Below are 23,079 nucleotides of genomic sequence, written 5' to 3' on the forward strand. Positions count from 1 at the left end.
CGGCGGACCCCCGGCCGCGCCCCGGCGGCGCTCCGCGCCCGGCCCGGCCACCCCCGGCCGGCCGCCGCCCACCGCGCACGCGGCCACGCCCCGGCAGCCCGTACGGCGGGGGTTCCGCCGTACGGGCGGCACCGTCAGATGTCGAACAGGCCGATGGTGCCGGTGGTCGGGTGGTCGCCCGCGTCGAACGCGGCCATCTGGGCCGCCTTCGGCCTGGTGGTGAACTCGACGGCGGACATGGTGCGCCAGTCCTTCGCGGGGGCGGCCTTGGGGACCGTCGTGGCGGCGGCCTTCCGCTGGGTGAGGTCGGCAACGACGATTTCGGTGCGTGGGGCCGCGTCGCGCCACTCATCGATGTACTGGGAGGTGTCGCCGCTGCACCCCTGCTCCAGGGTGATTCCCGTGTGGCGCTCGAACCGCTCGTACTGGACTCCCCGGGCCTCCTCCCGCGTCCGACATCCGCTGTGGCGGAAGGGGGCCGACTCCTGGGGGATGAGGAACACGCCGTGCCGGGCCACTTCGGCGGCGATGTCGATGACGTGGTACTCGAACCGGCTGCCGGTGTAGCGGGGAGCGGTGCGCCCGCCGCGCGCTACCGCCCCGTACGGCGGGTTCGAAATGGCCACGTCGAACGGGCCCCCCAGGTCCATGGTCGGCACGTCGAAGACGTCGGCGCAGATCCATGTCGCCTCGGGCAGGATCTTGCGGCCTACGCGGACGTACTCCGGGTTCTTCTCGATGCACACGATCTCGCGCGCTGCACCGTGGGAACCGAGGTAATGCCTCGCGGTCCAGGCCAGGCGGCCGATTCCAGCGCACAGGTCGATCACCCGGTCTTTGCCGAATGCCTCGATCACCATGTCTACGGCGAGACCGGCGGGGGTGAAGAACGCGCCGTCGAGCCGGGCGGTCCCCTCCTCCATCAGGTTGTCGAGCACGAATTCCCGCTCTTCGGGGGTGAGTTCGCGATCCAGCTCGATCAGGTCCTGCGCCTTGCGGTGCTGGGTCGCCTGCTCGGTGGTCATCTTCGCCATGGGGTCCGCCGTTCCGTTCGGGTTTCGAGTGGTGATGTTGGTCGGGGTGCCACCCCCTTCCAACAAGCTCAATATTACCAGAGTTGAGCCGGATTCGGAAGCCGTAAAGGGCTCCTGACCAGGGGATTTCTGAGACTTACCGGGATTCCGGGCCGGGCCGCGCTGGCCCGACCCGGAACGGGCCTAACGGCGCTCGGGGGTGTAGGTCCGGACGACTCCCAGCACCCGGAAAATGTCCTGCCCGTCTCGGCGGACCTTGGCCAGCGTGTAGGGCTCGGGCTCGCCGTCGCGCAGCATGGTCACGCCGGGCCTGGCGGCGTCCTCCGGGGATTCCGGGAGCGGGATGCGCTCCCAGTGGGAGCCGAGAATGGAGAGCCATTCACTCTCCGGCCGCAGGATTCCCCACGCGTACCCCTCGGCGCGGGAGCGGTCGGGGTGGAATGTGTCCTGCGGGTAGATGTCTGACGCCATGGTGCGGCTCTCCTTATCGGTTTCGAGTGGCCGGGGCGGCGGTGCCATCCGCCGCCCCGGCGGGGTAGGGGGTCTGTCAGCCGTTGAAAATCTCGCTCAGCTTCTTGGTCGAGTGGATGATTCGCCCCTGCTTGTCGATTCGGTAGACGTCGAATTCGGCGCGGACGTAGAGGGCGACATCGTGGGCGCAGTACCACTTGCGCTCACCGGAGACCTGTACGAAATACTTCCCGGAAAGGTGGCATCCCGTCGTGGTGCTGAATTCGCAGCGCGGGCGGCGAACCAGCGAAACGCGCTCACGCCTCAAGAGCACGAGGGCGTCAGTCCAGACGTTGCGCTTGCACGAGCGGCAGATACGCATTCCCCATTCCACGCCAGCGGCGCGCGCGTCCTCGTACGTGGCGTAATACTCGTCGGCTACGACGTATTCGCACACCTTGTTGGCGCAGTCCCAGTTGGCGCATCCCCCGGTCCAGTAGCCGGGCGTCTGCGCGGCCTTCTCGCGGAGCTGCGTTGCGATCTGGGCGGTGGTGAGCGTCGCGGTCATGTCGTCTGCCTCCGTGGTTTCGAGTGGTTCTCGTTGTCCGGGGTGCCACCCCCTTCCAACAAGCTCAATATTACCAGTGTTGGGCCGGATCGCCTAGCGGAAAAGGGGGTCTGACCAGGGTTTTTCCCGGTAGTTCCATGATCTTTTAGGGGGCGTCCGGGCCCTGTCGACCCCCCTCCTTGCCAGCCGCTCTTCCCTCCCCCGGCCCCGGGCCGGCCCGCACCTTCCCCACCGGCTCCAGCTCCTCCTGGCCCTCTTCGACCTCAGCCCCTCGCCCCGGCCACGACGCTGCCGGCGGACGACGACGAGACCGTTCTCCTCACCCCGACCCACCACTCAGCTCAGCCCGTCCCCCGGTCCCCGGGGGGCGGGCGTCCGGAGGAGCCCCCCGGGGCTTCGCGCAAGGGAGCTTGCGACCGCAGCCCGCGCGCAGCGCGGGCCGCAATAAGGAGGGCGGCCACGCCCGACGACTGCGGCGCACGGCCGGATCGCACCGAAGGTGCGATGCCCACCCGGCAACCCGCGGCCGCACAACCGGCCCTTGCCCCCGGCGCCTGGGGTGCGCGAGGGGGCGGCGCGAGAGCGCCCCTCGCAACCCGGCCGGAGGTCGGGTGCCCCACCCTCGCGCTGCGCGTCTGGCGCCGGCCTGACGGTGCGTGGTCGTCGCTCGCGCGGAGGACTCGCCGCTGCGTGCGCGGTTCGCCGCGCTTCGTCGGCCTGTCGGCGTCCTGCCCTGTCCGGGTAGCGCGGAGGGGCGGAAGCTGGTTGCTTCCGCCCCTCTGTGTGACTCAGTGCCAGACGGCTCTGCCCCAGCGGACGAACCAGTACCGGGTGCGCCCCTTCCGGAGGTTGACGGCAAGGCCCCCGCGGCGGCGGCGCGCTCCCCGGTAGTGGCCGTGCACCTCGTCGGCGGGGACCGCAAGGGCGGCTGCGGCGGTGAAGTGGACCCGGGAAAGGTGGTCGGCGGCGGTCATCCGTGCGCTGTTCCACCGGTCGCCGGGGGTGAGCGCGAGGTGGGCCCGGTCCAGGATGGTCCGCGCGGCGGCCAGGGCGACGGTGCTGACGGCGGCCAGGGCGACGGCCCGGTCCAGGGCGGCGCGGGCAAGCTGGTTGGCAGCGAGGCACGCGGCGGAGTCGCATCCCCGGCATTCGAGGTCGGCCCGTACGGCGGACTCGTCGGGTGCGGGCGGCAACGTCGCGAGGATGCTGCGGGAGTGGTCGAGCAGGGCCGCGACGCCTTCCGGGCCGCCCGCAGCGTGGTTGACCGGCTCGACGGAGCTCTCGTGCAGCGCGTCAAGGAGCGCGTTGCGGGCGGCCGCCGTGGCCCTGTCGAGGCCGGCGGCCGCGACGGCGCGGAGCTCGGCGCGTGTGCAGACCTCGGCCGGGGTGCAGGAGCAGCGCGCGGGGTCAGCGGGCTCGGGTTCGGGCTCCGGGGCCGGGAAGATGACAACGGACTCCACGGCAGCCCGGCCCGGGTTCTGGACGGTGGGGGTTCGCGCAGCCTGGTGTCCGGCGTCGCGGATCAGGCTCGCGCACTCCAGGAGCATCCTGCGCCTGCGGTGGATGTGCCCGCCCGTCAGGTGCTCGTGGGCGTCGCGGGGTTCGCACCAGTAGGTGAGGACCAGGGCGGCGTCGTCGGCGGTCGGCCGGAGGGTGAATCCGTCGCGGCCGGGGGCGACGGGGCGGTGTCCGGCGGCGGCCAGCAGGGCGGTGATGCTCGCGACGGAGGGGGTTTCCACGCGCGTGTTCATGGTCCTCTTTCGGGTCGGTGTCGGGTTTCGAGGGGCCGGGGCAGCGCGGCCATGCGCCGCCCCGGCCGGTGCGGTGGTGCTACGAGACGGGGGCGAGTCCGGCCGGCTGCCAGCGGACGGGCCAGCGGTCACCGAAGTCGACGGCGATCCGGCGGGACCGCTCCGCGATGAACGTCTCGATCTCGGTCACGCGGCCGGTCTCGGGCTCGGCGTCCTCGTCGGGGAGCTCGCCCTTGCGCCGCACGGTGTCACCCACCGACCACCACACGGCGCCGTCGTCGTCGACGGCGGCGGGCAGGTCTGCCGGGGAGATACCGAGGTCGGCCGCTGTGCAGGTGGCGCAGCCGAGCCGGGTTCCGGCCTGGTACAGCGGGCCGTCCTGCTCGCACCCCATGCACTCACCCGGGGCGACGTAGCGCGGCTCCTGCTCGCGCACCAGGGCACCGAGCGCTACGTGGGCGGGGTCCATCAGCAGGACGTACGGGGGCCGGTCGCCGGGCTCGGTGCCGGACACCACGACACAGCCGTTGTGCAGGGTCGTGACCCGGGTCAGGGTGACGGGCTGGGCGGCGAAGGTGTCGGGGTAGCGCTCCCCCTCGTCGCCGTAGATGTACGGGGCGCGGTGCACGGGCCGGACCTGGCGGTATCCCTCGCGCTCGATCTCGGTCCAACTGGCGAACCGCCATCCGGCCGGAGCCTGCGTGTGGCGGGCGCGGCGGCCCGTGATGATGCGGTCAACCTGCGCGCGGATGTCGACCATGCGCACCAGCCGTTCAGCGGCTTCTCGCTTGCTGGTGTGGTGGCTTCCGGCCCCGCGGTCCCCGGTGCCCTCCGACCACCAGGGGGAGGAACCTCGGCTCAGCTTCCGTACGTGTCCGGCCGGTTCGGCCGCGCCGTCGACGTAGACCGGGGTGCGCCCCTTGCCGTCCGGCTTGCCGTAGCGGTATCGCGTCTTGATGTCGGTCATGTCCTGCGTCCTCCGGTCTGGGTTTCGAGTGGTGGCGTCGGTCGGGGTGCCACCCCCTTCCAACAAGTTCAATATTACCAGCTCTGAGCCGGATCACCTAGCAGAAAAGGGGGCCTGACCAGGGTTTTCCCAGGAGCCGAGGGCGGCCCGCACGTCCCCCCGGGCCGGTCCGTCCCTCTTCCTTGCCAGCCGCTTTTCGACGTCGGCCACGACGGGCCGCACCTGGCGGCCGCCGGACCGTAGACCACTCCCGGATGCCGTACGACGCGGCTACCCGGGGGTCGCGCACTCGTTCACGCAGCCATCGCGCACGGGGCGGGGTGCAGGTACCGGCCGGGCTTGCCGGGAATGGCGACCGGGGGCCAGCCGGGGGTGGCCCGCAGCTGATGCGGCGGACGGTGGGTGCGGGCGGCGTCCAGTTCGGCGAGGGTGCGCATCCGGGCGAGACGGCCGGCCAGGCGGCGGGCCTCGTCGTTCGCTCCGGCGGTCACTTCCGCGTACCAGGCGGCGGGGTCGTCGTCGGCCAGCTGGTCCAGGCGCTCCTCCTCCGCGGCCTGGCGCCGCCACTGCTCGGCGGCCTCGATGACGGCGGCGTACCGGCGGGGATCGTTGGGCGGGAGCTGGCTCCATGCGAGCGATCCGTACGGGGGGACGGTCCAGTCCCGCGCGCCTTCGGCGAGCGTGGTGACCTGGTGCTCGGCCCACAGCTGCGGGGCGTCGGCGGTCATGGTGTTCACGGGCTTCTCCTCCGGCGTCGGGTTTCGAGTGGGAGGCCGGGGCGGCGGTGCCATCCGCCGCCCCGGCCGGGCGGTCACGCGATCTCGTGCTTGTAGACCTCCTCCGCGTCGTCGACCAGGTGGTCCTCGCTCAGCCCGTACGCGTCGGCGAGGCGTCGGAGGTTGCCGACGTAGCAGGCGAGCGCCGCGGCGCGGTCCGTGGTCCTGTCGGGGAAGGGGCGCCCCGAGAGGCGGACGATGTGGAGCTGCTCCAGGTCCTGGGGGCTGAGCGCGTAGGTGCGCCCTAGGTGGAACGCGTCGGCGAGCGCGTCGCGGACGGCGATGGCCACCAGTTCCCGCGCGGTGGTTGCGCCTTCGCGGTCGCGGGCCTCGCGGGAGAGGGCACCCAGGGGGCGCAGGGCCGCGCGGGCGGCCTTCACGGACGGGACGGGCCTGCGGGCTGCTTCCGGGTGGTCGAGCATCGCGGCGATGGCGGTCCGGGCGCGGCGAGCGTGGGTCAAGGGTCCTCCAAGGGGTTTCGAGTGGTGGGGCCGGTCGGGGTGCCACCCCCTTCCAACAAGAAGAACATTACCACCCTTGACCCTGATTCGGAAGCGTGAAAAGGGCATCTGACCAGGTGTTTTCATGGCGCCGGCAGTGTGTGGAACTGCGGTGCCGGCACACCGAGAAGCAAGCGTGCGAGACCGCCGACCCCAGGCTCGAACGGGCACCGTTCCGTCCGCACGGAAAACGCCCCGCAGGACGAACCTGCGGGGCGTTCCTGATGCGCCTTCGTACGTGGCGCACGCTATGTGGTGGAGCTGCTGGCGTTCGGCGCGAGGAGTTGGGCGGCGGGAGCGAGGTCGAGGGTCGCCGCGATCTCGAACGCGGCATCGCTCGGCCGGTCCGTCCCGAGCAGCGCCCCCAGTACATCGAGATATCCGGCAGCTCGACCCTGCGCGTGCAGCCCATCCTCGGGCCTGACGGCCCCGATCTGCTGGACCAAGGCGACAACGAGCGGATTCAGATACTCGGGCGGCGACGGCGCGGTGTCCGGCGTCGAGGGGAGGGCGGTGTTCATGCCGTTCGCCCTCCCCCGGCCGGTGCGGGCGCGGCGGCGTGCTCGTCGAGCCAGCGGGCGGCCGCGGTCAGGTTCGGGAAGAACTGGCCGTCGAGCCTGCCGTGCTTCCTGAAGACCGGGGTCCCCTGCTCCCCCGGGGCCGGCGGGGACAGCTCGGTGAGGTCGTAGCTGACCGTGTAGGTCGCTCCGCCTCTGGGGCCGATGGCAGGTTCGACGGCGCCGACGATGTCCTCGGGGGCCAGGCGCAACGCGTTGCGGCGTGCGACGAGGTACCACTGGGGATCGCCGGGCGGGTCGCACAGGATGCCGAGCCGGGGCGGGGGGCCCTGGTAGATCCAGACCTGGCCGATACGGCGGGGCTTGACCCCCATGCCGAGCCGGGTGGTGTCGTAGACCATGGGCCGTCCGGGGAGTTCGGCGTCCAGCTTGGTCGCGGCGCCGCACTTCGGGCAGTAGATCCGGACCGTGAGCGCCTCGTACTCGTCGCCGTGGCCGCACGCGGTCTTGTCCTCGGTGCCGATCGGGCAGGAGTGGCCGCTGTAGGAGCTCTCGCGGACGGCGGTGTCCATCCGGTAGTCGACCTCCCAGCCGGTCACCGTGCAGCCGTCTCGGTGCTCGGGGGCGGTGTAGCTCAGGTGCGCGGCGAGCGCGGACAGGCCGGTCATTCCTGCCCCGCCGGAATGCCGAGGTCGGCGTGGAGCGCCTTCAGCTCTTCGAGCTTGGGGCCGTCCTCCAGGGTGTAGAAGCCCTCCAGCCCCATGCCGATCATGTGGGCCTCCAGGACGCGCTTCGCCGTCGCGGTGCCGAAGGTGTTGAGGTAGGCGTCCAGGTGGACGGGACGACCCTTGGCGTAACTGAGGGCCAGATGCAGCAGCTTGTCGGTGGACCCGCTCAGGATCATCGACTCGTCGTCGCGCAGGGCGGTCCAGTCGACTTCCGCGGTCAGGACGCGGCCGGTCTCCGGGTCCTCCTCCCACACGAGGGCGGTGTGGCGGGCGAAGTCGGCCCGGCCGGGCAGGCCGGTGAAGGTGAGCAGGTGCGTGGCGGCCCGCCGCAGCTCGCTTCGGCTGAGCTTGGCGGCGGCTTCGAGGGCCTCGGTCATCTCTTCCTCGGAGAGCGATGCCGGGCTGGGGGTGACGTCGTGTCGCATGTGGTCCTTCTCAGCTGTTGGCGTAGCGGTGCAGGGCGTAGTCGTGCGGGCTGTTTCCGGCGACGGCCGCCGAGACCCGGCGCATGAAGGTCTGGTAGGCGTCCTCCTGCGGCGCGGTGAGGACGATCCGCTCGGGCGTCTCGTCGCCGGGGCCGGCCGCGGCGACGGCTTCGAGTAGCACGTCGACGTCGGGCTGGTGCGGCAGTTGCCAGACGGACAGGCCGCGGAGGAAGTCCTCGACCATCTGCCGGTCGTTTCCCTCGCGGCCGGGGTCGGCCCAGTCGTCGGCCATCTGCTGGAGGAAGTCCCCGAGCTGCGTGTGGTCCGTGCCGTCGAGCGCCGCACGGAAGTGGGTGAGGACGGCGGCCACGGCGGCGACGTCGTGCGGGTCGACGTCGGCCGGGTAGAGCGGGGTGTGCTCCCATCGGCCGTCGGGGGCGTAGAGGGCGTAACGCCCGGCGGGCCGCTCCCGGTTCGGTTCGTAGCGCCCGATGTTCGTTCCGGTGTGCCGCAGGGGTTCGGGCAGCGCGCCGAACAGGCGGCCCCACGCCTGGTGGGCGCCGATTCCGTCCAGGTTCGGCGGCAGCTCCCACACCTCCTCGTCGCCCTCCTGGACGGCGCGGGCGTTCAGGGCGAGCTGCATGAGCAGCGGCTCCTCCATGCCCATGAACAGGGACAGCCAGTCCTCGTCATCGGGCAGCAGGACGCGGGTCGTTTCGGGTGCGCCGGTCATGCGGTGGCCTCCTTCGCGGCCGGAGCGGCGAAGGGGTTGGGGGCCTCGCCGGAGAGGATCTTGTGGACGAGTTCGGCGACCTCGCGGGCGCCGTCCTCGGTGGCGGGGGCGGCGATCGGGCGGGGTCCGTCCGCACCGGCGGTCTCATCGACTCGGATGTCCCAGCCGTCGCTGGTGAGCGCGAGGGAGACGGGGGCCTGGCCCCGGTGGCCGAAGCGCGGCCCGTCGGGCAGCGGTTCGACGGCGATCCGCTGGCCGGGCTGGACCGTCAGCCCCCTGGCGCCGAGTTCGCTGACCAGGGTGTCCCGCGCGGCGTGCCGCTCGGTGCCGGTCAGCTCGGCGCGCGAGCAGTAGCGGGCGGCCAGGGCCTCCAGGACCCCCAAGGGCAGGCTCGTGACGGCGGCCCAGTCCTCGCGGTCGATGTGGTGCTCCTGGCCTGCCGTGTAGAGCTTGCCGAGCAACTCGGCGGCTTCGGCGAGGACGCTGGGGGTGTAGATGACCCGGGGGCCGTACGGGGGGCAGGCGCTCCGTTCCTCTCGGGTCCATCGGCGGATGTCGATCTTCGCGGCATCCAGAGCGGTGGTGTCGCTCATCGGCGGCTTTCTCTCCTAGGTTGTACGGACGGGGGTCCGGGGCCGATTACCGCGGCCCCGGACCCCTACTGTGTCGTGCTGCTCAGACATTCCGGGCCGGATCAGACGAGGACGGCCCGCAGGGGTCACGCCCCGGTGCTGCGGACCTGGATCTCGCGGTGGACGACTTCGGTCTCGACGTCGTTCTGGCGCAGCACCCGGGCGATCTCCTCCGCGATGCCCACTGACCAGTGAACTCCCCTGGCGTCACCTACGGCGATCTTCACCAGGCGGGCGCGGGCGTCGGCGACGTCCTCCAGGAGGCCGATGGCGAGCAGCGCGGTGTTGTCGACGAGCCGGGCGACGCCCGCGGCCGACAGGACCGTGTTCGCGATGTCGGGGTCCAGGCCGGTGCGCTGTTCCGCGTCCGGGATCTGGTGGGTGGCCAGCACGTGCCGGCGGATGTCCAGCGTGATGTCGCTCGGTTCCTCCGGGGTGCCGTGGTCGTGGCCGAAGGTGTTGATGGTGACGCGGACCATGTGGTGATTTCCTCAGCGGTGGGGGCCTGCCGGGAGCTCCCGGCAGGCCGGGCGGATCAGCGGGGCCGGGCGGCCTGTTGCGGCCGGTCGAGGTGGTCGAGGGCGCGCTGGAGAAGCGGCCGGTGAGCGCTGTAGAGGACACGTCCGGCCGCGCTGATCGCGGCGTCGAGGTCGGTGAGGGAGCCGAAGGGCCACCATCCGGCGTCCACCGCGTCGTCGGCGGCGACGGCGCGCACCGTGGCGGGCAGTACGAACAGGGCACTCGTGGACGCCACCCACGCGTGGTCCGAGTTCCGCCAGTCGTCGACCAGGTCGCGGCCGAGGATGACGGGCTGGTGGTCGCTCAGGTCGACGCCGGTCTCCTCACGCAGCTCGCGGGCCAGCGTGGTCGGGGCCGTCTCGCCCGGGTCGCACATCCCGCCCGGGATCGCTTCGACGCCGATGTCGTCACGGGTGATCAGCAGCACCCGGCGGTCGTCGCCGTGGCCCGCGACCACGATCGGGTCGGCGGCCGCGTTCTCGCCCCACTTGCCCAAATTCCGTCCGGTGCGGCCGGTGCGGCCCTGCGGGTGAAGGGGCCAGCCCCTCGCGTCCAGCTGGAACGGCACGAGCGCGTCGGCCTGGCGCAGGGGCCAGTCGTGCACGTCGGCCGGGGTCGCGGCGCCCTCGGCCCAGTCGGGCACGTGGTGGGCCAGAGCCGCGGGCAGCAGCTCGGGCGGCGTGATGTCCGCCGGGGTGTACTGCGGCCAGTTCACCGACCAGCAGCGTCGTTCGGCGGGGATGGTCTCGGGCATGAAGTTCCTCTCTGGGTGGGGCCGCCTCGATGGCGGCGGCCCCGGGATCATGGGTGGTCAGTTGCCGAGGTAGGCGGCGGCGACGTTCACGAAGTGGTCGTGGCTGGCCAGTGCCTCCTGGCGGGCGCAGGTGAGGACATCGGTGTCGGTGTCCGCCCCGCGCAGGGCGTGGGTGGCGGTGACCATGGCGTCGGCGGCCTGGCGGACGTCCGGGGCGGTGATGAGGACCCGCAGGGCGACCAGAGGCCGGGTGATGGCGGACCGCGTTTGGTGGGAGCGCGAACGCAGGTCGGCCAGGCGGTCCGGGGCGGCGCCCTTGAGCTTGGCGTCGCCCCGTACCCACATCGCGGTGCGGTGGTCGGAGATGGCGGCGGCCAGATCGGTGACGGCCGCCAGGCGGTCGCGGCGCAGCGCTTCGCTGCGGGCGACGCGCTCGGCGTGCTCGGCGGATCGGCGCTGGTACCAGCCGGAGACGATGGCGCCGGCCAGGGTGCCGAGTACGGCGATGACGGTGGTGAGGATGCCGAGCATGGTGGTCCCCTTCCGCGGAGCGGGTTTCGAGTCGTGACGCCGGTCGGGGTGCCACCCCCTTCCAACAGCTAGAACAATACCACCTTTCACGGTTTCCGGGAAGGGGGTGTGCCCTGTTGGTCAGGCGTCGCAGCGGACGCACTGGGTGTCGTCGAGCGGGTTGTTCTGGTGGGCAGCGGCGAGTTCGGCGACCGACCGCACGGGCGTCCAGGCCGGGCCCGCACACCAGTCGGTGGGGCAGGAGACGAGCGCCTCGAACCGGAGGTCGTAGGGGTCGCCGTCGTCCATCCAGCGCACGCTCAGGGACTCGCCCCCGGCGCCGAAGGTGCCGGTGCGGTACTGCATGTCGCGGCTGGGGGTGTCCCAGTCGAAGAGGTCCGCGGCCGCGTCCCCGAAGGTGCGGCGGACGTCCGCGATCGGCTTGGCGGCGCGCTCCTCGCGGGCCAGCCGCTCCAGGGCGGTGCCCAGGACGGGCAGCTGCTCGGCGAAGACGATGTGGTCGAAACCCTCCTTGGCCAGGCGCGGATGGGCCGCGACGATCTGCGCGTGCTGGGTGGCGACGACGTCCGCCGGGACACAGCGGTTCGCGGCGCGTACGGCGTTGCGGGCCTGCGCGACCGAGGGGGCGGTGCCCATCAGCAGGGCGACGACGGGGGCCCCGTGGCTGCGGCCGGCGCGGATGAGCGCCTGCCGGTCACCCGCGTTGGCGTTCGTCGCATCCACGGCGGTTCGCAGGCCCAGGCCCAGGCGGGCGTCCAGCATCGTGTGCAGGGCCTGCCACACCGGGCCGTTGACCTGCTGGCTGCCGGGGTCGCTGGCGCACATGGCCCTCAGGTCGTCGGCGCGCAGGACCATGTGCGGCTCGAACATCTTGCTGGTGCGGGTCTTGCCGGAACCGCTCGCCCCGAGCAGCAGGATCAGGGCGCTGGGGAGGTTGAGTGCTTCCTCGGGAAGGAGGTGGGGCTGGGTCATCAGGCTGCCTTTCGGAAGGGAAGGACACGGGCGAGAAGAGCGGGGGTGCGCAGCGGCACGATCCCCGTGCGGCGGCGGCCGCGGCGGCCCCGGCCCTTGACCTGGTACATCGCGGCGTCGGCCTGCTTGAGAGCGGCGGACACGGTGGCGTCGGCGAGGCCGGCGGTGCGGGCGGTACCGATGGAGGCGCCGACGGTCAGGGTCAGGTCGCGGTAGGCGATGGGGGCGGTGAGCAAGGTGTGCAGCCGGGCGGTGCGGGCGGCCAGGCCGGGGCCGTCGGGGAGGGCCACGGCGAACTCGTCGCCGCCGAGCCGTCCGGCCACGGCCCCCTCGGCGGCGGCCCACTCAGCCAGTCGGGCACCAACGGCGGCGAGGACGGCGTCGCCCGCCGCGTGGCCGAAGCGGTCATTGACCGGCTTGAACGCATCGAGGTCCGCGAGGAGGACGGCCGCGGGGCCCGCCGCCAGGACGTCCTGGGCCTGCGTGGTCCATGCGGACCGGGTGGGCAGGCCGGTGACCGGGCACGTGCGGGCCTGGGCGAGCTGGCCCTGGAGGTCGGCCACCTGGGCCAGCAGCTCCTCGGCGGCGGGCACGACCTCGGCGAGGGCGGTCCGCAACTGTTGGGGGCTGGCGTCGGGGCGGCCGAGGTCGGCGCGGACACGGTCGAGCAGGGCGCCGGTGCGTATGGCGGGCTGCATGGTGGAGGGGGTCCCTTTCGGTCGGTTCGGGTTTCGAGGGGCCCGGGGCGGCGGTGCCATCCGCCGCCCCGGCGGGCGAAGTCAGCGCAGGGCGGCGCGGATCGCGTCGGCCTGCCGGGTGCTGCGGGCGTACGGGAGAGCGGCGGTGCCGACCAGTTCGGTGGCGGGGCGGCCCCGGAAGCGGTCGCCCTCGCGGTCGCGGTCGGCCAGCAGTTGCTCGCGCAGGCCCTCGGGGATCACGGCGTACGGGGTCACGAGCTCCAGCACGGTGGCGGGGTCGCTGATGTCGTACGGTGCCGCGCCCGCGAAGACCAGGTGGTCGGCCTCGGCACCCTCGTCGGCGGGCTCGTCCCAGGCGCTGGCGAAGTAGCTGGCGAGCGGGGCGTCCCATCCGACGCGGACGGTGCGGCCGGCGGGAGCTCCGCCGAGCGGGGTCAGGGTGTGGCTGGACAAGGTGTCTCCGTTCTGCGGTCTCGCGGTCCGGGCGGTCCGGCTCCGCCCGCGCTGTCCGGACCGGTCAGGGCCGGGCAGCACGGGCACAGTCAGCTGTGCCGGGAAGTGCGGTCGCACTCGGAGGCACCGGGGCCGGGGCCGTTGAGGCGGACGTTCAGCAGGTCCTCGCGGATCTGGACCGGGGTCCAGATCCGGCCCCGGCGGCACTCGGTGCGCGGGCAGTCGCTCGCCGCCGCGAACCCCCGGGTGCCGTACCGGATCGCGAGCACGGACCCGCGGAAGGCGATGTGCCCGTACAGGTGCGTCTGGTCGATCTCGGTGGTCACCTGGGCCAGGTGGTGGGCGATGTCGGCGCCGAAGCGCCGGGCCGCCTCCTGCCACACCCGGAACCAGGGGCTCGGGGTGTGGTTCTCGCCGAGCAGCTCCAGGATCGGGTCCGTCGGCGGGAGCCACTGGTCGAGGTGGGTGTCGATGGTGCCGCAGCGGTGGCAGGTGCGGCGGCGCGGCTGGCCGGTGCAGCCGCTCACGAACCGCTCGCCGCAGCACGGGCAGTGGTGGTTCCGGCGCAGGGCCTCGCTGCCTGTGGCGGCGGCGCAGCCCTTGCACACGAAGCCGTCGGCCGTGGTGCTGTACGGCATCGAGGGCGGCGGCGGGGCGCTGCTCTGGTGGGTGGGACAGGTGGTCATCTCTACAGCTCCGTACGGGGTCGGCCCCGGGCGGCCGCCGGTCTCGGCGGTCCGCCCCGGGACAGGGCGGCTAGTTCAGGAGCGCGGGCCGCGCGGCGTACCGGCGGCCGCGTTGCCGTTGGTCTGCGCCTGGCCGCGTGCGAGGCGGAAGGCCGCCGCCGTCTCCGGCGTGTTGTGCGCCTTGTAGGCGGCGCGAGCCTCGGCCTGGAGCTTCTTGACGGTCTCGGACTGGGACACGGATACCTCCGGTATCGGGTTTCGAGTGGTGGTGCCGGTCGGGGTGCCATCCCCTTCCAACAAGAAGAACATTACCAGTTTTGAACCGGATTCACAAGAGACGGTGTGCGTCTCGCGGTTCGGGAGGGTCAGGGGGTGGGGGCGAGGGCCTCGGTCAGCGCGGGCCACAGCAGGGTGTCCCGGCCCCACACCGGATCGACCAGGGTGACCTGGTGGGCGTCGATGGCGGCCCGTACGGCCTCGCGGTGGCATCCGCGGTACTCCAGCCGGATGTACCCCTTGGGCACCCGGCCACCGAACGACGTGTGTTCGCGGCCGCCCCAGGTGGTGGCGAGGATGTCGCGCACCGGCCCGCGGCTACAGGTGCGGTGCACGGCGAGCAGCAGACCCGCGTCGCGAGCGGTGCGGGTGAGCCGCTGAAGGCCCTCGGTGTCGGTGAGGCACATGACGGCGGCGCGCTGCCGCCACCGGCGGCCGTCGAAGGCGGGTCCGTCCAGGCCGGGCTGGGACTGGGTGGTCACGTACCCGGCCCGGTTCACGGCGGCAAGGACAGGCACCAGGGGGCCGGTCTCCTCGTCGGGCCCGCCGCGATAGGCACCGCCGGCCAGAGTCGCGAGACTCCCCTCCAGCCACTGCGCGGTGAGTTCACCGAGGTCGGTCAGGGTGCGCGCGGAGGACCAGGCGCGAGCTGCTGAGCGGGGCATTGCGGGTTCCTCTCCGTCCGTCGTGCCGGGGTCGGGCGGCCGCCGTGCGGCGGCCGCCCGGGGTGGTCAGGTCAGTGCGCGGGCAGTTGGGGGGCGTCGACGACCACGGGCGCCGGGGCGTCCGGGTCGAACATCGGGGTGCCGCCCGCGTGGATGACGGCACGCTGCTGGCCCAGCAGCGCGTTGAAGCGGTTGAGCAGCTGCCTCCCCTCATGGGCGAGGGCCGAGTCGCCCCGGTACTGCTCGATGTCGCGGATCGCGGACTCCAGCCAGAAGAGGTCACCCTTCTGGATCGGGATGCGGACCCGGGCCGGGTCGGCCTGGTGGACCGAGGCGGCACCGGCACTCCGGTACAGGTTGCCGATCAGCTCCGTGCTGCGGTTGTGGAGGCTGATGAGGTCCGGCCGGCCACGGCGAAGGCAGGCGTCACCGTGCACCATGACCCGCTCGAACGCTTGCAGCTCGGTGAGGCTCATGGGGATGTACTCGACCCTCGGAAAGTCGTGCCGCTGCTGAGCGGGACGCGGGGCGCGCTTCGTTCGGCGGAAGAACATGCGGACGGTCTCCTCGGTCAGTGGGCGGACGGGGGGAGCAGCGGCTTGTCGATGTCGCGATGCTCGATCGCCGTCTCGCGGTTGGTGAGCTGGATGAGCTCCTGGGTGAGGCGGGCAAGTCCGACCGAGCGGTGCCGGCCGCCGACGCAGCCGTAGGCGATGGTGATGTCCCCGCCGCGCGCGGTGTCGTGGAGGCCGACCGCGAGGAAGGTGACGACCTGGGCGAGGGATTCGACGCCGGGCGTCGCCCGGACGTGCTCGTACACGGCCGCGTCCAGGCCGGTGAGGTTCTTCAGCTCGGGGTCGTGGAACGGGTTCCTGAACAGGCGCCGGAGGTCGTAGGTGGCCTCGGCGACGGGGGGTTCGGCGTGGCCGTAGCCGAAGGAGACGATGCGGATCACGGGGTGCCTCTCGTGGTGCGGTCGTGGTTTCGAGCGGGGCCGGGGCGGCGGTGCCGACCGCCGCCCCGGGGGCGGGATGTTCAGTCCAGGGGGCGGACCGTGACGTCCAGGTCGCGCGGGTCGGAGGCGGCGGCGGCCTTGAAGTCGCGCAGCTCCTTGTCGCTGTAGATGGCCTTCTGGTCGCTCGGTCCGCCGGTGACGGTGTTGACCTTCTGGCCGGTGCGGGAGGTGGCGGTGACGACGTACTTCGCCATGGGGCGGGGCTCCTTGATGAGGGGCGTGGAAGCGGGCGGGACTGCCCGGCTCCCCTTGGCCCCGGCGCCGCAGGTGCGCGCCGGGACCGCGGGCAGCCGTCAGTACCAGGCGCGTTCCATGTCCGCGTCCATCTCGCGTGCGGCCGCCTTCAGGGCCTGCTCCAGCCGCTCCTGGGCATCGGCTTCCTGGACGTCGTCGGCCTCCGCGCACGCCTCCTTCTCGTACATGGCGTAGGCCGCGAGGGCGCGCAGGATGCCGGTGACCGGGGCGACGCCGCCGTGGCGGTTGAGCTCGCCCACGGCGAGGACCCGGCTCGGGCTGTTCGCCAGCTTCTTCTCGACCTCGCGCAGGTCCTCGGCGGCCTCCTTCCAGGTGGGGCCGGGAGCGACCCATTCGGCAACGTCCTCCAGGAGGAGCGCGACGAACTGCGCGGCCCCGTACGCGGCCAGGGCGGGCATCAGGTCGTACAGGTCCAGCCCGGCGCCCCGCCGGACGACGGCGATGAGCGCGAGGATCAGGAGCGCCCAGCGGCCGACGGCCTCGACCAGGCCAGCCGCCCGTCGCACGATGGCGGCGGTACGGGCCTGGTGGCGGGAGACACCGCCCATCGGCATCTGGCAGACCATGCAGGTCAGGCGGAACGGGTTGTTGAAGGTGTTGCACTGCTTGCACTGACGGTTCTTCAGGATGCGTCGGATACGCACGGATGCCTCCGGGACGGGTTTCGAGTGGTGGTGTCGGTCGGGGTGCCACCCCCTTCCAACATCTAGAATAATACTAGCTCTAGACCGGATTGGCAAGGGGTGGCGCTCCGCCGGGGGAACTTCAGGGGTGCCGCCCGCGGGGCCCTGCCGGGCCCCACGGAACTACTCGGCGTCGCCGCCGCTGTCCGACGTGCGGTTTTCGCGGGCGAAGCTGCGGGCTGACGCGTTGTCGGCGGCCTTGATGGCGGCCTGCCCGGTCTTCAGGCCCTCGCGCCCCATGTCGAAGCCCTTGCCCGCGGCGTTGGCGGTCGCGCCCACCGCGTTGGCGGCGGCGCCGACCGCGTTGACGGCCGCCGTGGCGGTGCCGGCCACCGCCGTGACGGTGTTGAGGGCGGCGGCCAGGCCCCCGCCGCCGCGCCGCGCCACGGGCTGCTTGCCGCCCCGGGCCGCGGCCTTCTTCGCGGCGAACGCGGAGGAGGCGGTGCCGCTGCCTGCGGGCGCGGCCTTGACCGCCGGGCCGCGCCTGCCGTCCAGGATCTTGCCGCCGGGCAGGTTCACCCGGAAGCGCCGGTTGGGCTCGAAGTTCTCGACGATGGACTTCACCATGGCCGGGGTCATCACCTCGACGGCGAAGAAGCATTTCGCCTTTCCGCCGCCCCCGTCCTTTCCCCGGTGCTTTTCCCCGCAGGACGCCATGACGGTCGTACCGGATACCAGCAGATTCAGGCGGCGCGGGGCCGGGGCGTTCTCCCGGCCGGGGCAGCGGATGGGGGCTCCGTTGAGGCTGAGCGGCCCTCGGATGGTCAGTGAGGGTGTGGCCATAGGGATGGACTCCTTACTTGCTCTGGGCGATGGCGGTTGCGGTGGCGGTGACCTTGCCTCCGAGGACGGTGCGGCCGGTCGCGGTCGCGGTGGCCTCGGCGGTGGTGCTTCCGCCGCCCCCGCGACGGCGGAGGCCGGAGAAGAGGCCGCGGACGACGAAAGCGACGACGGTGACCGCCACGGCGAAGGCCATGAGCGCGTAGGCCAGGGCCTCCAGCCAGGGGCCGGCCAGCGACAGGCCGTACGCGGCGAGCGCGGCACTTCCGGCGGCGGACCACATCAGCAGGGCCGCGGTCTTGGCCCAGGCCGGGATCGGCTGGGAGCCGCCCCGGACGGGGACCGGCGCCGTCTCGTGGCGGACGTAAGCCCACTGCTGGGCACCGCCGGGGAGCGTGACCAGCTCGACCCCCGGAAGCGGGGCCTCCACCGGGACGGGGCGGGCCGGAACGTACGGCGCGACGGGTGCGGGGCCCTGCGGGGCCTGGGTGATCGTGTAGACGGTCTCCGGGTCGGTACGGGCGGGGTGGTTCATGATCGGGGAAGCTCCTTGGGGAAGATCGTTTTATGAGGGTTTGGGGGGTGGTCACGACCTGGGACGCGGCGCGTCCTCGCAGGTCAGGGGGGTGGCCACCCCCGGGACACCGGCCCGGCGGTCCTGGGACGCGTCCCAGGACCGGGGCCGGGTGTCCTACGACCGGGCGAGGCCCTGACCTGCACGGATGTCCGGCGGCCTAGGGCCTGGCCTAGGGGTCAATTGCGGATCTTCCGGGCGGCCTCCTGGGCCGCCTCGACGTCCGCCAGGAGGTAGCCGCGGAGCCTCTTCTCGCCCGCGCGCCACCGCTTGGGCTCCAGCTCCACGCCGGTGCCCTCCAGCTGCTCGTCGATCAGCGCGCCGAGCGCCTTGCCGAACCGGCCCTCGTACGTGGCGTCGTCCTCGTCCTCTGCCTGGGCCCACTGGCGGGGGTTCCAGGCGGCGAACGCGGCCCGCACGTCCGCGAGCGGCACACGGTCGGCCTCGTCCTTGAACGTGTCGAGCAGGACGTCCAGCACGGTCGCGTTGGCGGCGGCCTGCCCGGGGCGTCCGGGCTTGCCCCGTCCGCCGGGGCCGCCGGCTGCGGAGGTCAGCCCGGTCATCTGGACCAGGTACGCCTCGATCGGGTCGTCCCACTGGCCCGGCAGACGTCCGGCGGCCCGCCGCAGCTCGACGCCGACGGCGATGATCTCCGACGCCTCCCCCGCGTTCTCCTCGTCGATGAGGAAGGAGCGGGCGAGCTCCTCGGCGATGCCGTCCATGTCCAGCCAGCCCAGGCCCCGCTTGTCGCGGGGGATGTCGTGGGCCCGCATCCCCCGGCCGGTGGCGCCCTTGCCCAGGATCGCGTTCGTGCCGTCGGCGTCGGCGGTCCGCTGGGCCCACCGGCCGGTCATGTTGCCGCGCAGGCCGGCGGGGATGACGTCGACCTCCGGGTGCTGGGTGGCCACCACCAGGAGGACGCCCAGGCCCGCGCCGACGCTGGAAAGGAATTCCAGCCGGGAAAGCCGCGCTGCCGCGCCCGGCACGTTCTTGCGGGTGTACGTCGCCAATTCGTCGATGATGAGGATTTCGATGCTCAGCTGCTTGAGCAGCTTCGCCGTCATCTTCGATTCGCCGAGCGAGGCCAGCAGGTCCTCGCGCCTTTCGATTTCCGCCTCGTAGGCGTCCAGCAGGAAATCGAGCCGGTTGCGCTCGCGGCCGAACATCGTCGCGGCGATCGGCGCGTAGACGAGGTGCTCGCCGGTGGGCTTCCCGTCGACGATGCGCACGTTGATCCGGGGGTCCAGGGCCAGCGCGCAGATCAGGTTCCGCAGCGCCATGCCCTTACCGGTCCGGGTCGCCCCGCCGATCAGCAGCATGATGTCGCGGATCGTCAGGCGCCGGGTCTCCCCGCGCTTGTTGTAGGCGATCGGCGCGCCGTCGTTCCACAGGTCCAGCGGGGTGGTCTGGCCCAGTAGCGGGGACCGGCGCACCTTGTCGAACGGGTCGGAGGTCGCGATCCAGAAGGAGCACCGGGTCGGGTGTCCGTCCTGCTTGATGTCGAGCCAGTTCTCATCGACCTGGAGCGCTCCGGCGATCTCCTCGCGCTTCTCGATGAGCTTGGAGACGGTCACGTGCGCGGGCAGCTTGAACACGCACTGCGCGGCGTTGATGTCGGCCTTCTGGATGAGGCCGACCAGCTGGACCTCGTCGTCCTCCTTGAACGCCGGGACCGCGATCCGCAGCGCCCGGTTGATCTGCGCATCGGTCAGCGGGGCGTCCTCGTCGAGCGCGGCCGGCTCGAAGACCACGTAGTCGTCGCCACGGCGGCGGAGTTCGCGTGCGCCGCACGCGTACATGACGCCGATGACCGGGATCAGGGCGGGGAAGGCCATGGCCAGGCCCCACACCTGGGCGATGCCGACGACGGCGGCGGTGTAGGAGGTGAAGCCGGTGGCGGACAGGATGGTCAGGTTCTCGCGGCGGCGGGCCTTGCCGACCTGCTTGCGCTCGGCGCGGAGCTGGGCGACGTCGCCGTTGTCGGCGAAGCCCTTCCTCTTCGCCTCGCGCTTGGCCTCGTCGATGTCGGCGCCGTACTCGGTGGCCAGCAGGTAGCCCCACGCCGCCCCCAGCTCGGCGTACAGGCCGATGGACGAGAGCTTGACGATCCGCCACACGTACACCGGGCTGTGCGCGGCGTGGTATCCGGTGGCGTGCGCGAGGACCTCGCCCCGGTGGCGCCACACGTCGGGGTTGGTGAGCGAGGCGGGGATCAGCGTCTTCAGGCCCCGGCGGCGCTCGTCGTCCAGCTGCTCGATGACGAAGGGCTCGCCGTCGACCTCGGAGGAGAGCTTGACGGTGCCGGTGCTGGCGTCGGCCAGGCCGGCGGCGCTCGTGCGGGCCTCGTTGCGGGCGGCCTGCTCCAGGTGGTCGCGGGCCTCGGGCGGCAGCCGCTTGGTGAGGTCAAGGACCTGTCCGCTCGGTGCGGAGTGGTCGGTGGTCTGGGTCATGATGGGCGGTGTTCCTCTCTGTGGGGGACGGGGGCCCGGCCGGGTCGCGTCAACTTCTCCGGCCGGGCCCCGCGGCGTGCTCGGGGGTGATGGGGCGGGGCTACTTCTCGTCGTCCTTCTTCTTGCTGGCCTTCTTCTTCGCCTTGCTCGCCGCCTTCTTGGCGCCGCTCGCGAACCAGCCCGGCAGCTTGGACAGCAGCAGGACCACGACGAAGACGACGGCGGCCGCGATGCCGGACTCCTGCCAGGTCCGCCCGTAGTTCACGGGCAGGACCCACAGCGTCGTGATCCCGGCGGGGGCGGCGAGGATCAGCAGGGGCGGCAGGTTGCGCGGGGTCGTTCCGCTCATGCGGTGGGCTCCAGTTCCTTCTCGTTCCGGTCGGTTTCCTGCTGGGCCGCGCGGGCCTTCTCGATCTCCTCGGCCATCGCCTCGGCGAACCCGGGCTGCGTCTCCAGCAGGGCCAGCAGCGCGGGCCCGTCCTGGCGGCGGACACCGATCCGGCTGGCGAGGGTGTAGGGGGAGAAGAAGCCGTTCCCGGTCCGCTTGCGCCGGTCGGCCGCAGCCTCGTACGCCAGTTCCCGGGCGACCGGGAACGCCTTGTCCAGGTGCTCGCTCAGGTCGCGTTCCGTTCCGGGCTTCGAGTCGTTCCCGCCGGCCGACTTCGCCGCGTTCCGGGTCGGTGCGGGGGTGTTCCGCTCACCCTGTTCCGCACCGTTCCGCTCGGGGGTCCGAGGGGCCGACTCCCCAGACGGGAACTGGATTTTCGGGTCCTCGGAACGCTCTTCGCCCCCCTCGGAACGGGTCTGCGGGGAGAGCACGGGAACCCACTGGCCCCCGATCCACGGCAGCCCCCGGTACTTCTGGGAACTGAGCCGCGCCTGGGCCTTGAACTCCTCCTTCTGGGCCCGGTCCCGGAACTCCTCCGCACGGGCCCGCATCTCGTCCGCGCGGGCCTGGGCTGCCTCGGCGGAACTCTCCGCGATGGCGGCCTCGGCGGCGGTTGCCTCCAGGGAACGCTTCAGCTCGCGCACCCGGCGGCGGCCCGCCTTGGAACGCGCCCGCTCCATGCGGGCCTCGGCCCGGCGCTGGCGGCGAACCCGTGCGGCCGTCGTGCCCGGCTGGCCGCCGTGGTGCGACTCCCACGCCTGATCCCATGCCTTCTGGACCGTGATCGTCTTGCGGTACGGGGCCCGGATACGCCAGGCGGTCAGCGACACCAGCGGGTGCGCGATCCACCGGGCGAGCTGCTCGCGCACCTCGGCGGCCGTCCGGCCGCTCTGGGTGTGCTGGAGCAGACCGACCACCAGCTCGAAGGCGAGCACACCGGCGAGCGAGGCGAGCGCGTTGACCTGTCCGGCCGAAGCGCTGGGCGAGTGGAAGAGGTTGAGGCTGGCCGCGATCAGCGCGCTGATGACGGTCATCGCCCGGTAGCGGCCCGCCGGCGCCTTGCGGCGGACGGCCAGGATGGTCAGGGACGCGGAGGTCCAGGTCAGTCCCTCGACCACGCCGGGGACGACCCAGGACCGGGCGCCCAGGTCCTCGCGCATCGCCTCGGCCTGCGCCGGCCATGCGATCCAGACGGACGCCACGATCAGCGCGGCGACGGCCGACACCGCGACGATCACGGGAAGGGCGTGCACCAGGGCCTTGCCGCGGCCCTTCCACTTCTGCACGGCCTCCTTGCGGACCCGTGCCTTCTCCTCGCGGGCGAGCTGGCGGCGGCGGCGCTCGACCTTCTGCCGCTTCTCCTCGATGTCCAGGCTCTTGTCCTCGACGTCGAGCCCGGCGAGCTTCTCGGTCTTGTCGGCCTCGACCTCGGCCTGCTTGGCGCGGGCCCCGGCCTCCTTGGCGGCGGCCTTCCCGACCGTGCGGCGGTCGGTGCGGGTCATCAGAGGGGTGTCGGTCTCGGTGCGGGGTTCGGTGATGGTCATCGGGCGGTGATCTCCTGAGCGCGGGGGGCGGCGGCTCGTACGGGGGGCTTCGGCGGGTTCTGGGTGGCGTAGACCTGGGTGCATCGGCCCTGCTCGTGCGCCTCGTCGCGGTCGGCCAGGCTGTGGGCGTCCAGGGCCGCGCGGGTCAGCGGGAGGGTGCAGCGGTTCCTCATGTCGTCACCGCCCGAGCGGCCGCGCTGTGGGCGGCGGCTGCGTTGATCCCGCGGCGGGCCATGAGGATCACGCCGAGCGCACCGGCGACCAGGAAGACGGCGGCCGCGATGACGATGACGGCGAGCGCGGCCGCGCCGACGACGATGACGAACAGCGGGATGACCAGGAAGAACAGGCCGGTGTGGAGCTCGTCCACGCGGACGAGGAACAGGCGGATGAAGGCGTTGATCGCCTCGATGGTGCGGGCGTCGAACTTCACGCGGCCCACCCCCCGGCGATCTCGTCGTCCAGGCCGAGGCCGGCGGCGGCGTTCTCGGCGTGCTCCAGCTCGTCGACGACGGCGAGCAGCGCCGGGCGGGGGGCGGTGGTGCGGCGGCGGGCGGTGAGGGCGTCGTGGTCGTCCAGGTCCAGCAGCAGCATGGCGACGAACTCGACGCGGGCGCCCCGGGTGCGGGCGGAGTCGGCCGGGCGGCCGAGGAAGAAGCGTTCCGGCTGTCCGGTCAGGGTGGACAGCGCGTGCAGCGCGGCCCCGAACGGGGGCCTGGCGGCGGTTTCGGTGGTGGTCACGGTTCGTGCCCTT

Annotated in this window: 33 protein-coding genes; all 33 read right to left on the bottom strand. The window is 72.6% G+C overall.

Going from position 1 to position 23,079, the window contains the following annotated elements; genetic code table 11:
* Nucleotides 1–134: 134 nt before the first annotated feature.
* The 33 genes from ACFYZA_RS38755 to ACFYZA_RS38915 all read right to left on the bottom strand — a co-directional run bounded on the left by ACFYZA_RS38755 (nucleotide 135) and on the right by ACFYZA_RS38915 (nucleotide 23,066).
* Nucleotides 135–1,034, bottom strand: a complete 900-nt coding sequence (locus ACFYZA_RS38755; protein WP_388494936.1) for a methyltransferase — start codon at nucleotides 1,032–1,034, stop codon at nucleotides 135–137.
* 183 nt (nucleotides 1,035–1,217) lie between these two features.
* A complete protein-coding gene (locus ACFYZA_RS38760) occupies nucleotides 1,218–1,505 on the bottom strand; it encodes a hypothetical protein (protein WP_388494937.1) in 288 nt (95 codons plus the stop codon).
* A 76-nt stretch (nucleotides 1,506–1,581) separates the two neighbouring features.
* Nucleotides 1,582–2,052 carry a hypothetical protein gene (locus ACFYZA_RS38765; protein WP_388494938.1) on the bottom strand — a complete coding sequence of 157 codons (471 nt, stop codon included), beginning with the start codon at nucleotides 2,050–2,052 and terminating at the stop codon, nucleotides 1,582–1,584.
* 788 nt (nucleotides 2,053–2,840) lie between these two features.
* Nucleotides 2,841–3,803, bottom strand: coding sequence for a hypothetical protein (locus ACFYZA_RS38770; protein ID WP_388494939.1), 963 nt, complete (start codon nucleotides 3,801–3,803; stop codon nucleotides 2,841–2,843).
* 79 nt (nucleotides 3,804–3,882) lie between these two features.
* Complete coding sequence (locus ACFYZA_RS38775) at nucleotides 3,883–4,770, bottom strand: hypothetical protein (RefSeq protein WP_388494940.1); 888 nt, start codon at nucleotides 4,768–4,770, stop codon at nucleotides 3,883–3,885.
* Nucleotides 4,771–5,063: 293 nt separating this feature from the next.
* A complete protein-coding gene (locus ACFYZA_RS38780) occupies nucleotides 5,064–5,498 on the bottom strand; it encodes a DUF2742 domain-containing protein (protein ID WP_388495024.1) in 435 nt (144 codons plus the stop codon).
* 83 nt (nucleotides 5,499–5,581) lie between these two features.
* Nucleotides 5,582–6,007 carry a hypothetical protein gene (locus ACFYZA_RS38785; protein ID WP_388494941.1) on the bottom strand — a complete coding sequence of 142 codons (426 nt, stop codon included), beginning with the start codon at nucleotides 6,005–6,007 and terminating at the stop codon, nucleotides 5,582–5,584.
* Nucleotides 6,008–6,294: 287 nt separating this feature from the next.
* The gene (locus ACFYZA_RS38790; RefSeq protein ID WP_388494942.1) at nucleotides 6,295–6,567 is read right to left on the bottom strand and encodes a hypothetical protein; all 273 of its coding nucleotides are present in this window, start codon (nucleotides 6,565–6,567) and stop codon (nucleotides 6,295–6,297) included.
* Nucleotides 6,564–7,232 (bottom strand): hypothetical protein, encoded by a 669-nt coding sequence (locus ACFYZA_RS38795; protein ID WP_388494943.1) that lies wholly within the window; start codon nucleotides 7,230–7,232, stop codon nucleotides 6,564–6,566. The genes ACFYZA_RS38790 and ACFYZA_RS38795 overlap by 4 nt, the downstream gene beginning before the upstream one ends.
* A complete protein-coding gene (locus ACFYZA_RS38800) occupies nucleotides 7,229–7,717 on the bottom strand; it encodes a hypothetical protein (protein WP_365865842.1) in 489 nt (162 codons plus the stop codon). Before ACFYZA_RS38800 ends, ACFYZA_RS38795 begins: the two co-directional genes overlap by 4 nt.
* A gap of 10 nt (nucleotides 7,718–7,727) precedes the next feature.
* Nucleotides 7,728–8,450, bottom strand: coding sequence for a hypothetical protein (locus tag ACFYZA_RS38805; protein WP_388494944.1), 723 nt, complete (start codon nucleotides 8,448–8,450; stop codon nucleotides 7,728–7,730).
* The gene (locus ACFYZA_RS38810; protein WP_388494945.1) at nucleotides 8,447–9,043 is read right to left on the bottom strand and encodes a hypothetical protein; all 597 of its coding nucleotides are present in this window, start codon (nucleotides 9,041–9,043) and stop codon (nucleotides 8,447–8,449) included. The genes ACFYZA_RS38805 and ACFYZA_RS38810 overlap by 4 nt, the downstream gene beginning before the upstream one ends.
* A gap of 125 nt (nucleotides 9,044–9,168) precedes the next feature.
* Entirely contained in the window at nucleotides 9,169–9,561 is a 393-nt protein-coding gene (locus tag ACFYZA_RS38815; RefSeq protein WP_388494946.1) for a hypothetical protein, read from the bottom strand.
* A gap of 56 nt (nucleotides 9,562–9,617) precedes the next feature.
* Nucleotides 9,618–10,355 carry an NUDIX domain-containing protein gene (locus tag ACFYZA_RS38820; RefSeq protein ID WP_388494947.1) on the bottom strand — a complete coding sequence of 246 codons (738 nt, stop codon included), beginning with the start codon at nucleotides 10,353–10,355 and terminating at the stop codon, nucleotides 9,618–9,620.
* Nucleotides 10,356–10,412: 57 nt separating this feature from the next.
* On the bottom strand, nucleotides 10,413–10,886 hold the full coding sequence (locus ACFYZA_RS38825) for a hypothetical protein (RefSeq protein ID WP_388494948.1): 474 nt from the start codon (nucleotides 10,884–10,886) through the stop codon (nucleotides 10,413–10,415).
* A gap of 120 nt (nucleotides 10,887–11,006) precedes the next feature.
* Nucleotides 11,007–11,858 carry an AAA family ATPase gene (locus ACFYZA_RS38830; protein ID WP_388494949.1) on the bottom strand — a complete coding sequence of 284 codons (852 nt, stop codon included), beginning with the start codon at nucleotides 11,856–11,858 and terminating at the stop codon, nucleotides 11,007–11,009.
* Complete coding sequence (locus ACFYZA_RS38835; protein ID WP_388494950.1) at nucleotides 11,858–12,556, bottom strand: GGDEF domain-containing protein; 699 nt, start codon at nucleotides 12,554–12,556, stop codon at nucleotides 11,858–11,860. Before ACFYZA_RS38835 ends, ACFYZA_RS38830 begins: the two co-directional genes overlap by 1 nt.
* 81 nt (nucleotides 12,557–12,637) lie before the next feature.
* The gene (locus tag ACFYZA_RS38840; RefSeq protein ID WP_388494951.1) at nucleotides 12,638–13,009 is read right to left on the bottom strand and encodes a hypothetical protein; all 372 of its coding nucleotides are present in this window, start codon (nucleotides 13,007–13,009) and stop codon (nucleotides 12,638–12,640) included.
* Nucleotides 13,010–13,098: 89 nt separating this feature from the next.
* A complete protein-coding gene (locus tag ACFYZA_RS38845) occupies nucleotides 13,099–13,695 on the bottom strand; it encodes a hypothetical protein (protein WP_388494952.1) in 597 nt (198 codons plus the stop codon).
* 75 nt (nucleotides 13,696–13,770) lie between these two features.
* Nucleotides 13,771–13,932 carry a hypothetical protein gene (locus ACFYZA_RS38850; protein WP_388494953.1) on the bottom strand — a complete coding sequence of 54 codons (162 nt, stop codon included), beginning with the start codon at nucleotides 13,930–13,932 and terminating at the stop codon, nucleotides 13,771–13,773.
* Nucleotides 13,933–14,060: 128 nt separating this feature from the next.
* On the bottom strand, nucleotides 14,061–14,636 hold the full coding sequence (locus tag ACFYZA_RS38855; RefSeq protein WP_388494954.1) for a DUF6919 domain-containing protein: 576 nt from the start codon (nucleotides 14,634–14,636) through the stop codon (nucleotides 14,061–14,063).
* A 71-nt stretch (nucleotides 14,637–14,707) separates the two neighbouring features.
* Nucleotides 14,708–15,190: a hypothetical protein gene (locus tag ACFYZA_RS38860; protein ID WP_388494955.1), complete on the bottom strand. Its 483-nt coding sequence runs from the start codon at nucleotides 15,188–15,190 to the stop codon at nucleotides 14,708–14,710.
* Between the two features lie 17 nt (nucleotides 15,191–15,207).
* Entirely contained in the window at nucleotides 15,208–15,591 is a 384-nt protein-coding gene (locus ACFYZA_RS38865) for a hypothetical protein (RefSeq protein ID WP_388494956.1), read from the bottom strand.
* Nucleotides 15,592–15,671: 80 nt separating this feature from the next.
* Nucleotides 15,672–15,845, bottom strand: coding sequence for a hypothetical protein (locus tag ACFYZA_RS38870; protein ID WP_388494957.1), 174 nt, complete (start codon nucleotides 15,843–15,845; stop codon nucleotides 15,672–15,674).
* 99 nt (nucleotides 15,846–15,944) lie between these two features.
* The gene (locus ACFYZA_RS38875; RefSeq protein WP_388494958.1) at nucleotides 15,945–16,550 is read right to left on the bottom strand and encodes a hypothetical protein; all 606 of its coding nucleotides are present in this window, start codon (nucleotides 16,548–16,550) and stop codon (nucleotides 15,945–15,947) included.
* 162 nt (nucleotides 16,551–16,712) lie between these two features.
* Entirely contained in the window at nucleotides 16,713–17,372 is a 660-nt protein-coding gene (locus ACFYZA_RS38880; RefSeq protein WP_388494959.1) for a hypothetical protein, read from the bottom strand.
* Nucleotides 17,373–17,385: 13 nt separating this feature from the next.
* A complete protein-coding gene (locus tag ACFYZA_RS38885) occupies nucleotides 17,386–17,904 on the bottom strand; it encodes a hypothetical protein (protein WP_388494960.1) in 519 nt (172 codons plus the stop codon).
* A 218-nt stretch (nucleotides 17,905–18,122) separates the two neighbouring features.
* A complete protein-coding gene (locus ACFYZA_RS38890; protein WP_388494961.1) occupies nucleotides 18,123–20,393 on the bottom strand; it encodes a hypothetical protein in 2,271 nt (756 codons plus the stop codon).
* A 100-nt stretch (nucleotides 20,394–20,493) separates the two neighbouring features.
* Nucleotides 20,494–20,742 (bottom strand): hypothetical protein, encoded by a 249-nt coding sequence (locus tag ACFYZA_RS38895; protein WP_388494962.1) that lies wholly within the window; start codon nucleotides 20,740–20,742, stop codon nucleotides 20,494–20,496.
* A complete protein-coding gene (locus ACFYZA_RS38900; protein ID WP_388494963.1) occupies nucleotides 20,739–22,325 on the bottom strand; it encodes a DUF2637 domain-containing protein in 1,587 nt (528 codons plus the stop codon). Before ACFYZA_RS38900 ends, ACFYZA_RS38895 begins: the two co-directional genes overlap by 4 nt.
* Nucleotides 22,322–22,498, bottom strand: coding sequence for a hypothetical protein (locus ACFYZA_RS38905; RefSeq protein WP_388494964.1), 177 nt, complete (start codon nucleotides 22,496–22,498; stop codon nucleotides 22,322–22,324). Before ACFYZA_RS38905 ends, ACFYZA_RS38900 begins: the two co-directional genes overlap by 4 nt.
* Complete coding sequence (locus ACFYZA_RS38910) at nucleotides 22,495–22,758, bottom strand: hypothetical protein (protein ID WP_388494965.1); 264 nt, start codon at nucleotides 22,756–22,758, stop codon at nucleotides 22,495–22,497. Before ACFYZA_RS38910 ends, ACFYZA_RS38905 begins: the two co-directional genes overlap by 4 nt.
* Nucleotides 22,755–23,066 carry a hypothetical protein gene (locus ACFYZA_RS38915; protein WP_365865883.1) on the bottom strand — a complete coding sequence of 104 codons (312 nt, stop codon included), beginning with the start codon at nucleotides 23,064–23,066 and terminating at the stop codon, nucleotides 22,755–22,757. The genes ACFYZA_RS38910 and ACFYZA_RS38915 overlap by 4 nt, the downstream gene beginning before the upstream one ends.
* Nucleotides 23,067–23,079 lie beyond the last annotated feature (13 nt).

This window comes from Streptomyces sp. NPDC001828 (assembly GCF_042892175.1).
In the GTDB taxonomy this organism is placed as follows: Bacteria; Actinomycetota; Actinomycetes; order Streptomycetales; family Streptomycetaceae; genus Streptomyces.

Coding starts and splice junctions, on each gene's coding strand:
- ACFYZA_RS38755 (WP_388494936.1), bottom strand. CDS start 1,034: ATGGCGAAGATGACCACCGAGCAGGCGACCCAGCACCGCAAGGCGCAG.
- ACFYZA_RS38760 (WP_388494937.1), bottom strand. CDS start 1,505: ATGGCGTCAGACATCTACCCGCAGGACACATTCCACCCCGACCGCTCC.
- ACFYZA_RS38765 (WP_388494938.1), bottom strand. CDS start 2,052: ATGACCGCGACGCTCACCACCGCCCAGATCGCAACGCAGCTCCGCGAG.
- ACFYZA_RS38770 (WP_388494939.1), bottom strand. CDS start 3,803: ATGAACACGCGCGTGGAAACCCCCTCCGTCGCGAGCATCACCGCCCTG.
- ACFYZA_RS38775 (WP_388494940.1), bottom strand. CDS start 4,770: ATGACCGACATCAAGACGCGATACCGCTACGGCAAGCCGGACGGCAAG.
- ACFYZA_RS38780 (WP_388495024.1), bottom strand. CDS start 5,498: ATGACCGCCGACGCCCCGCAGCTGTGGGCCGAGCACCAGGTCACCACG.
- ACFYZA_RS38790 (WP_388494942.1), bottom strand. CDS start 6,567: ATGAACACCGCCCTCCCCTCGACGCCGGACACCGCGCCGTCGCCGCCC.
- ACFYZA_RS38795 (WP_388494943.1), bottom strand. CDS start 7,232: ATGACCGGCCTGTCCGCGCTCGCCGCGCACCTGAGCTACACCGCCCCC.
- ACFYZA_RS38800 (WP_365865842.1), bottom strand. CDS start 7,717: ATGCGACACGACGTCACCCCCAGCCCGGCATCGCTCTCCGAGGAAGAG.
- ACFYZA_RS38805 (WP_388494944.1), bottom strand. CDS start 8,450: ATGACCGGCGCACCCGAAACGACCCGCGTCCTGCTGCCCGATGACGAG.
- ACFYZA_RS38810 (WP_388494945.1), bottom strand. CDS start 9,043: ATGAGCGACACCACCGCTCTGGATGCCGCGAAGATCGACATCCGCCGA.
- ACFYZA_RS38815 (WP_388494946.1), bottom strand. CDS start 9,561: ATGGTCCGCGTCACCATCAACACCTTCGGCCACGACCACGGCACCCCG.
- ACFYZA_RS38820 (WP_388494947.1), bottom strand. CDS start 10,355: ATGCCCGAGACCATCCCCGCCGAACGACGCTGCTGGTCGGTGAACTGG.
- ACFYZA_RS38825 (WP_388494948.1), bottom strand. CDS start 10,886: ATGCTCGGCATCCTCACCACCGTCATCGCCGTACTCGGCACCCTGGCC.
- ACFYZA_RS38830 (WP_388494949.1), bottom strand. CDS start 11,858: ATGACCCAGCCCCACCTCCTTCCCGAGGAAGCACTCAACCTCCCCAGC.
- ACFYZA_RS38835 (WP_388494950.1), bottom strand. CDS start 12,556: ATGCAGCCCGCCATACGCACCGGCGCCCTGCTCGACCGTGTCCGCGCC.
- ACFYZA_RS38845 (WP_388494952.1), bottom strand. CDS start 13,695: ATGACCACCTGTCCCACCCACCAGAGCAGCGCCCCGCCGCCGCCCTCG.
- ACFYZA_RS38855 (WP_388494954.1), bottom strand. CDS start 14,636: ATGCCCCGCTCAGCAGCTCGCGCCTGGTCCTCCGCGCGCACCCTGACC.
- ACFYZA_RS38860 (WP_388494955.1), bottom strand. CDS start 15,190: ATGTTCTTCCGCCGAACGAAGCGCGCCCCGCGTCCCGCTCAGCAGCGG.
- ACFYZA_RS38870 (WP_388494957.1), bottom strand. CDS start 15,845: ATGGCGAAGTACGTCGTCACCGCCACCTCCCGCACCGGCCAGAAGGTC.
- ACFYZA_RS38880 (WP_388494959.1), bottom strand. CDS start 17,372: ATGGCCACACCCTCACTGACCATCCGAGGGCCGCTCAGCCTCAACGGA.
- ACFYZA_RS38885 (WP_388494960.1), bottom strand. CDS start 17,904: ATGAACCACCCCGCCCGTACCGACCCGGAGACCGTCTACACGATCACC.
- ACFYZA_RS38890 (WP_388494961.1), bottom strand. CDS start 20,393: ATGACCCAGACCACCGACCACTCCGCACCGAGCGGACAGGTCCTTGAC.
- ACFYZA_RS38895 (WP_388494962.1), bottom strand. CDS start 20,742: ATGAGCGGAACGACCCCGCGCAACCTGCCGCCCCTGCTGATCCTCGCC.
- ACFYZA_RS38900 (WP_388494963.1), bottom strand. CDS start 22,325: ATGACCATCACCGAACCCCGCACCGAGACCGACACCCCTCTGATGACC.
- ACFYZA_RS38905 (WP_388494964.1), bottom strand. CDS start 22,498: ATGAGGAACCGCTGCACCCTCCCGCTGACCCGCGCGGCCCTGGACGCC.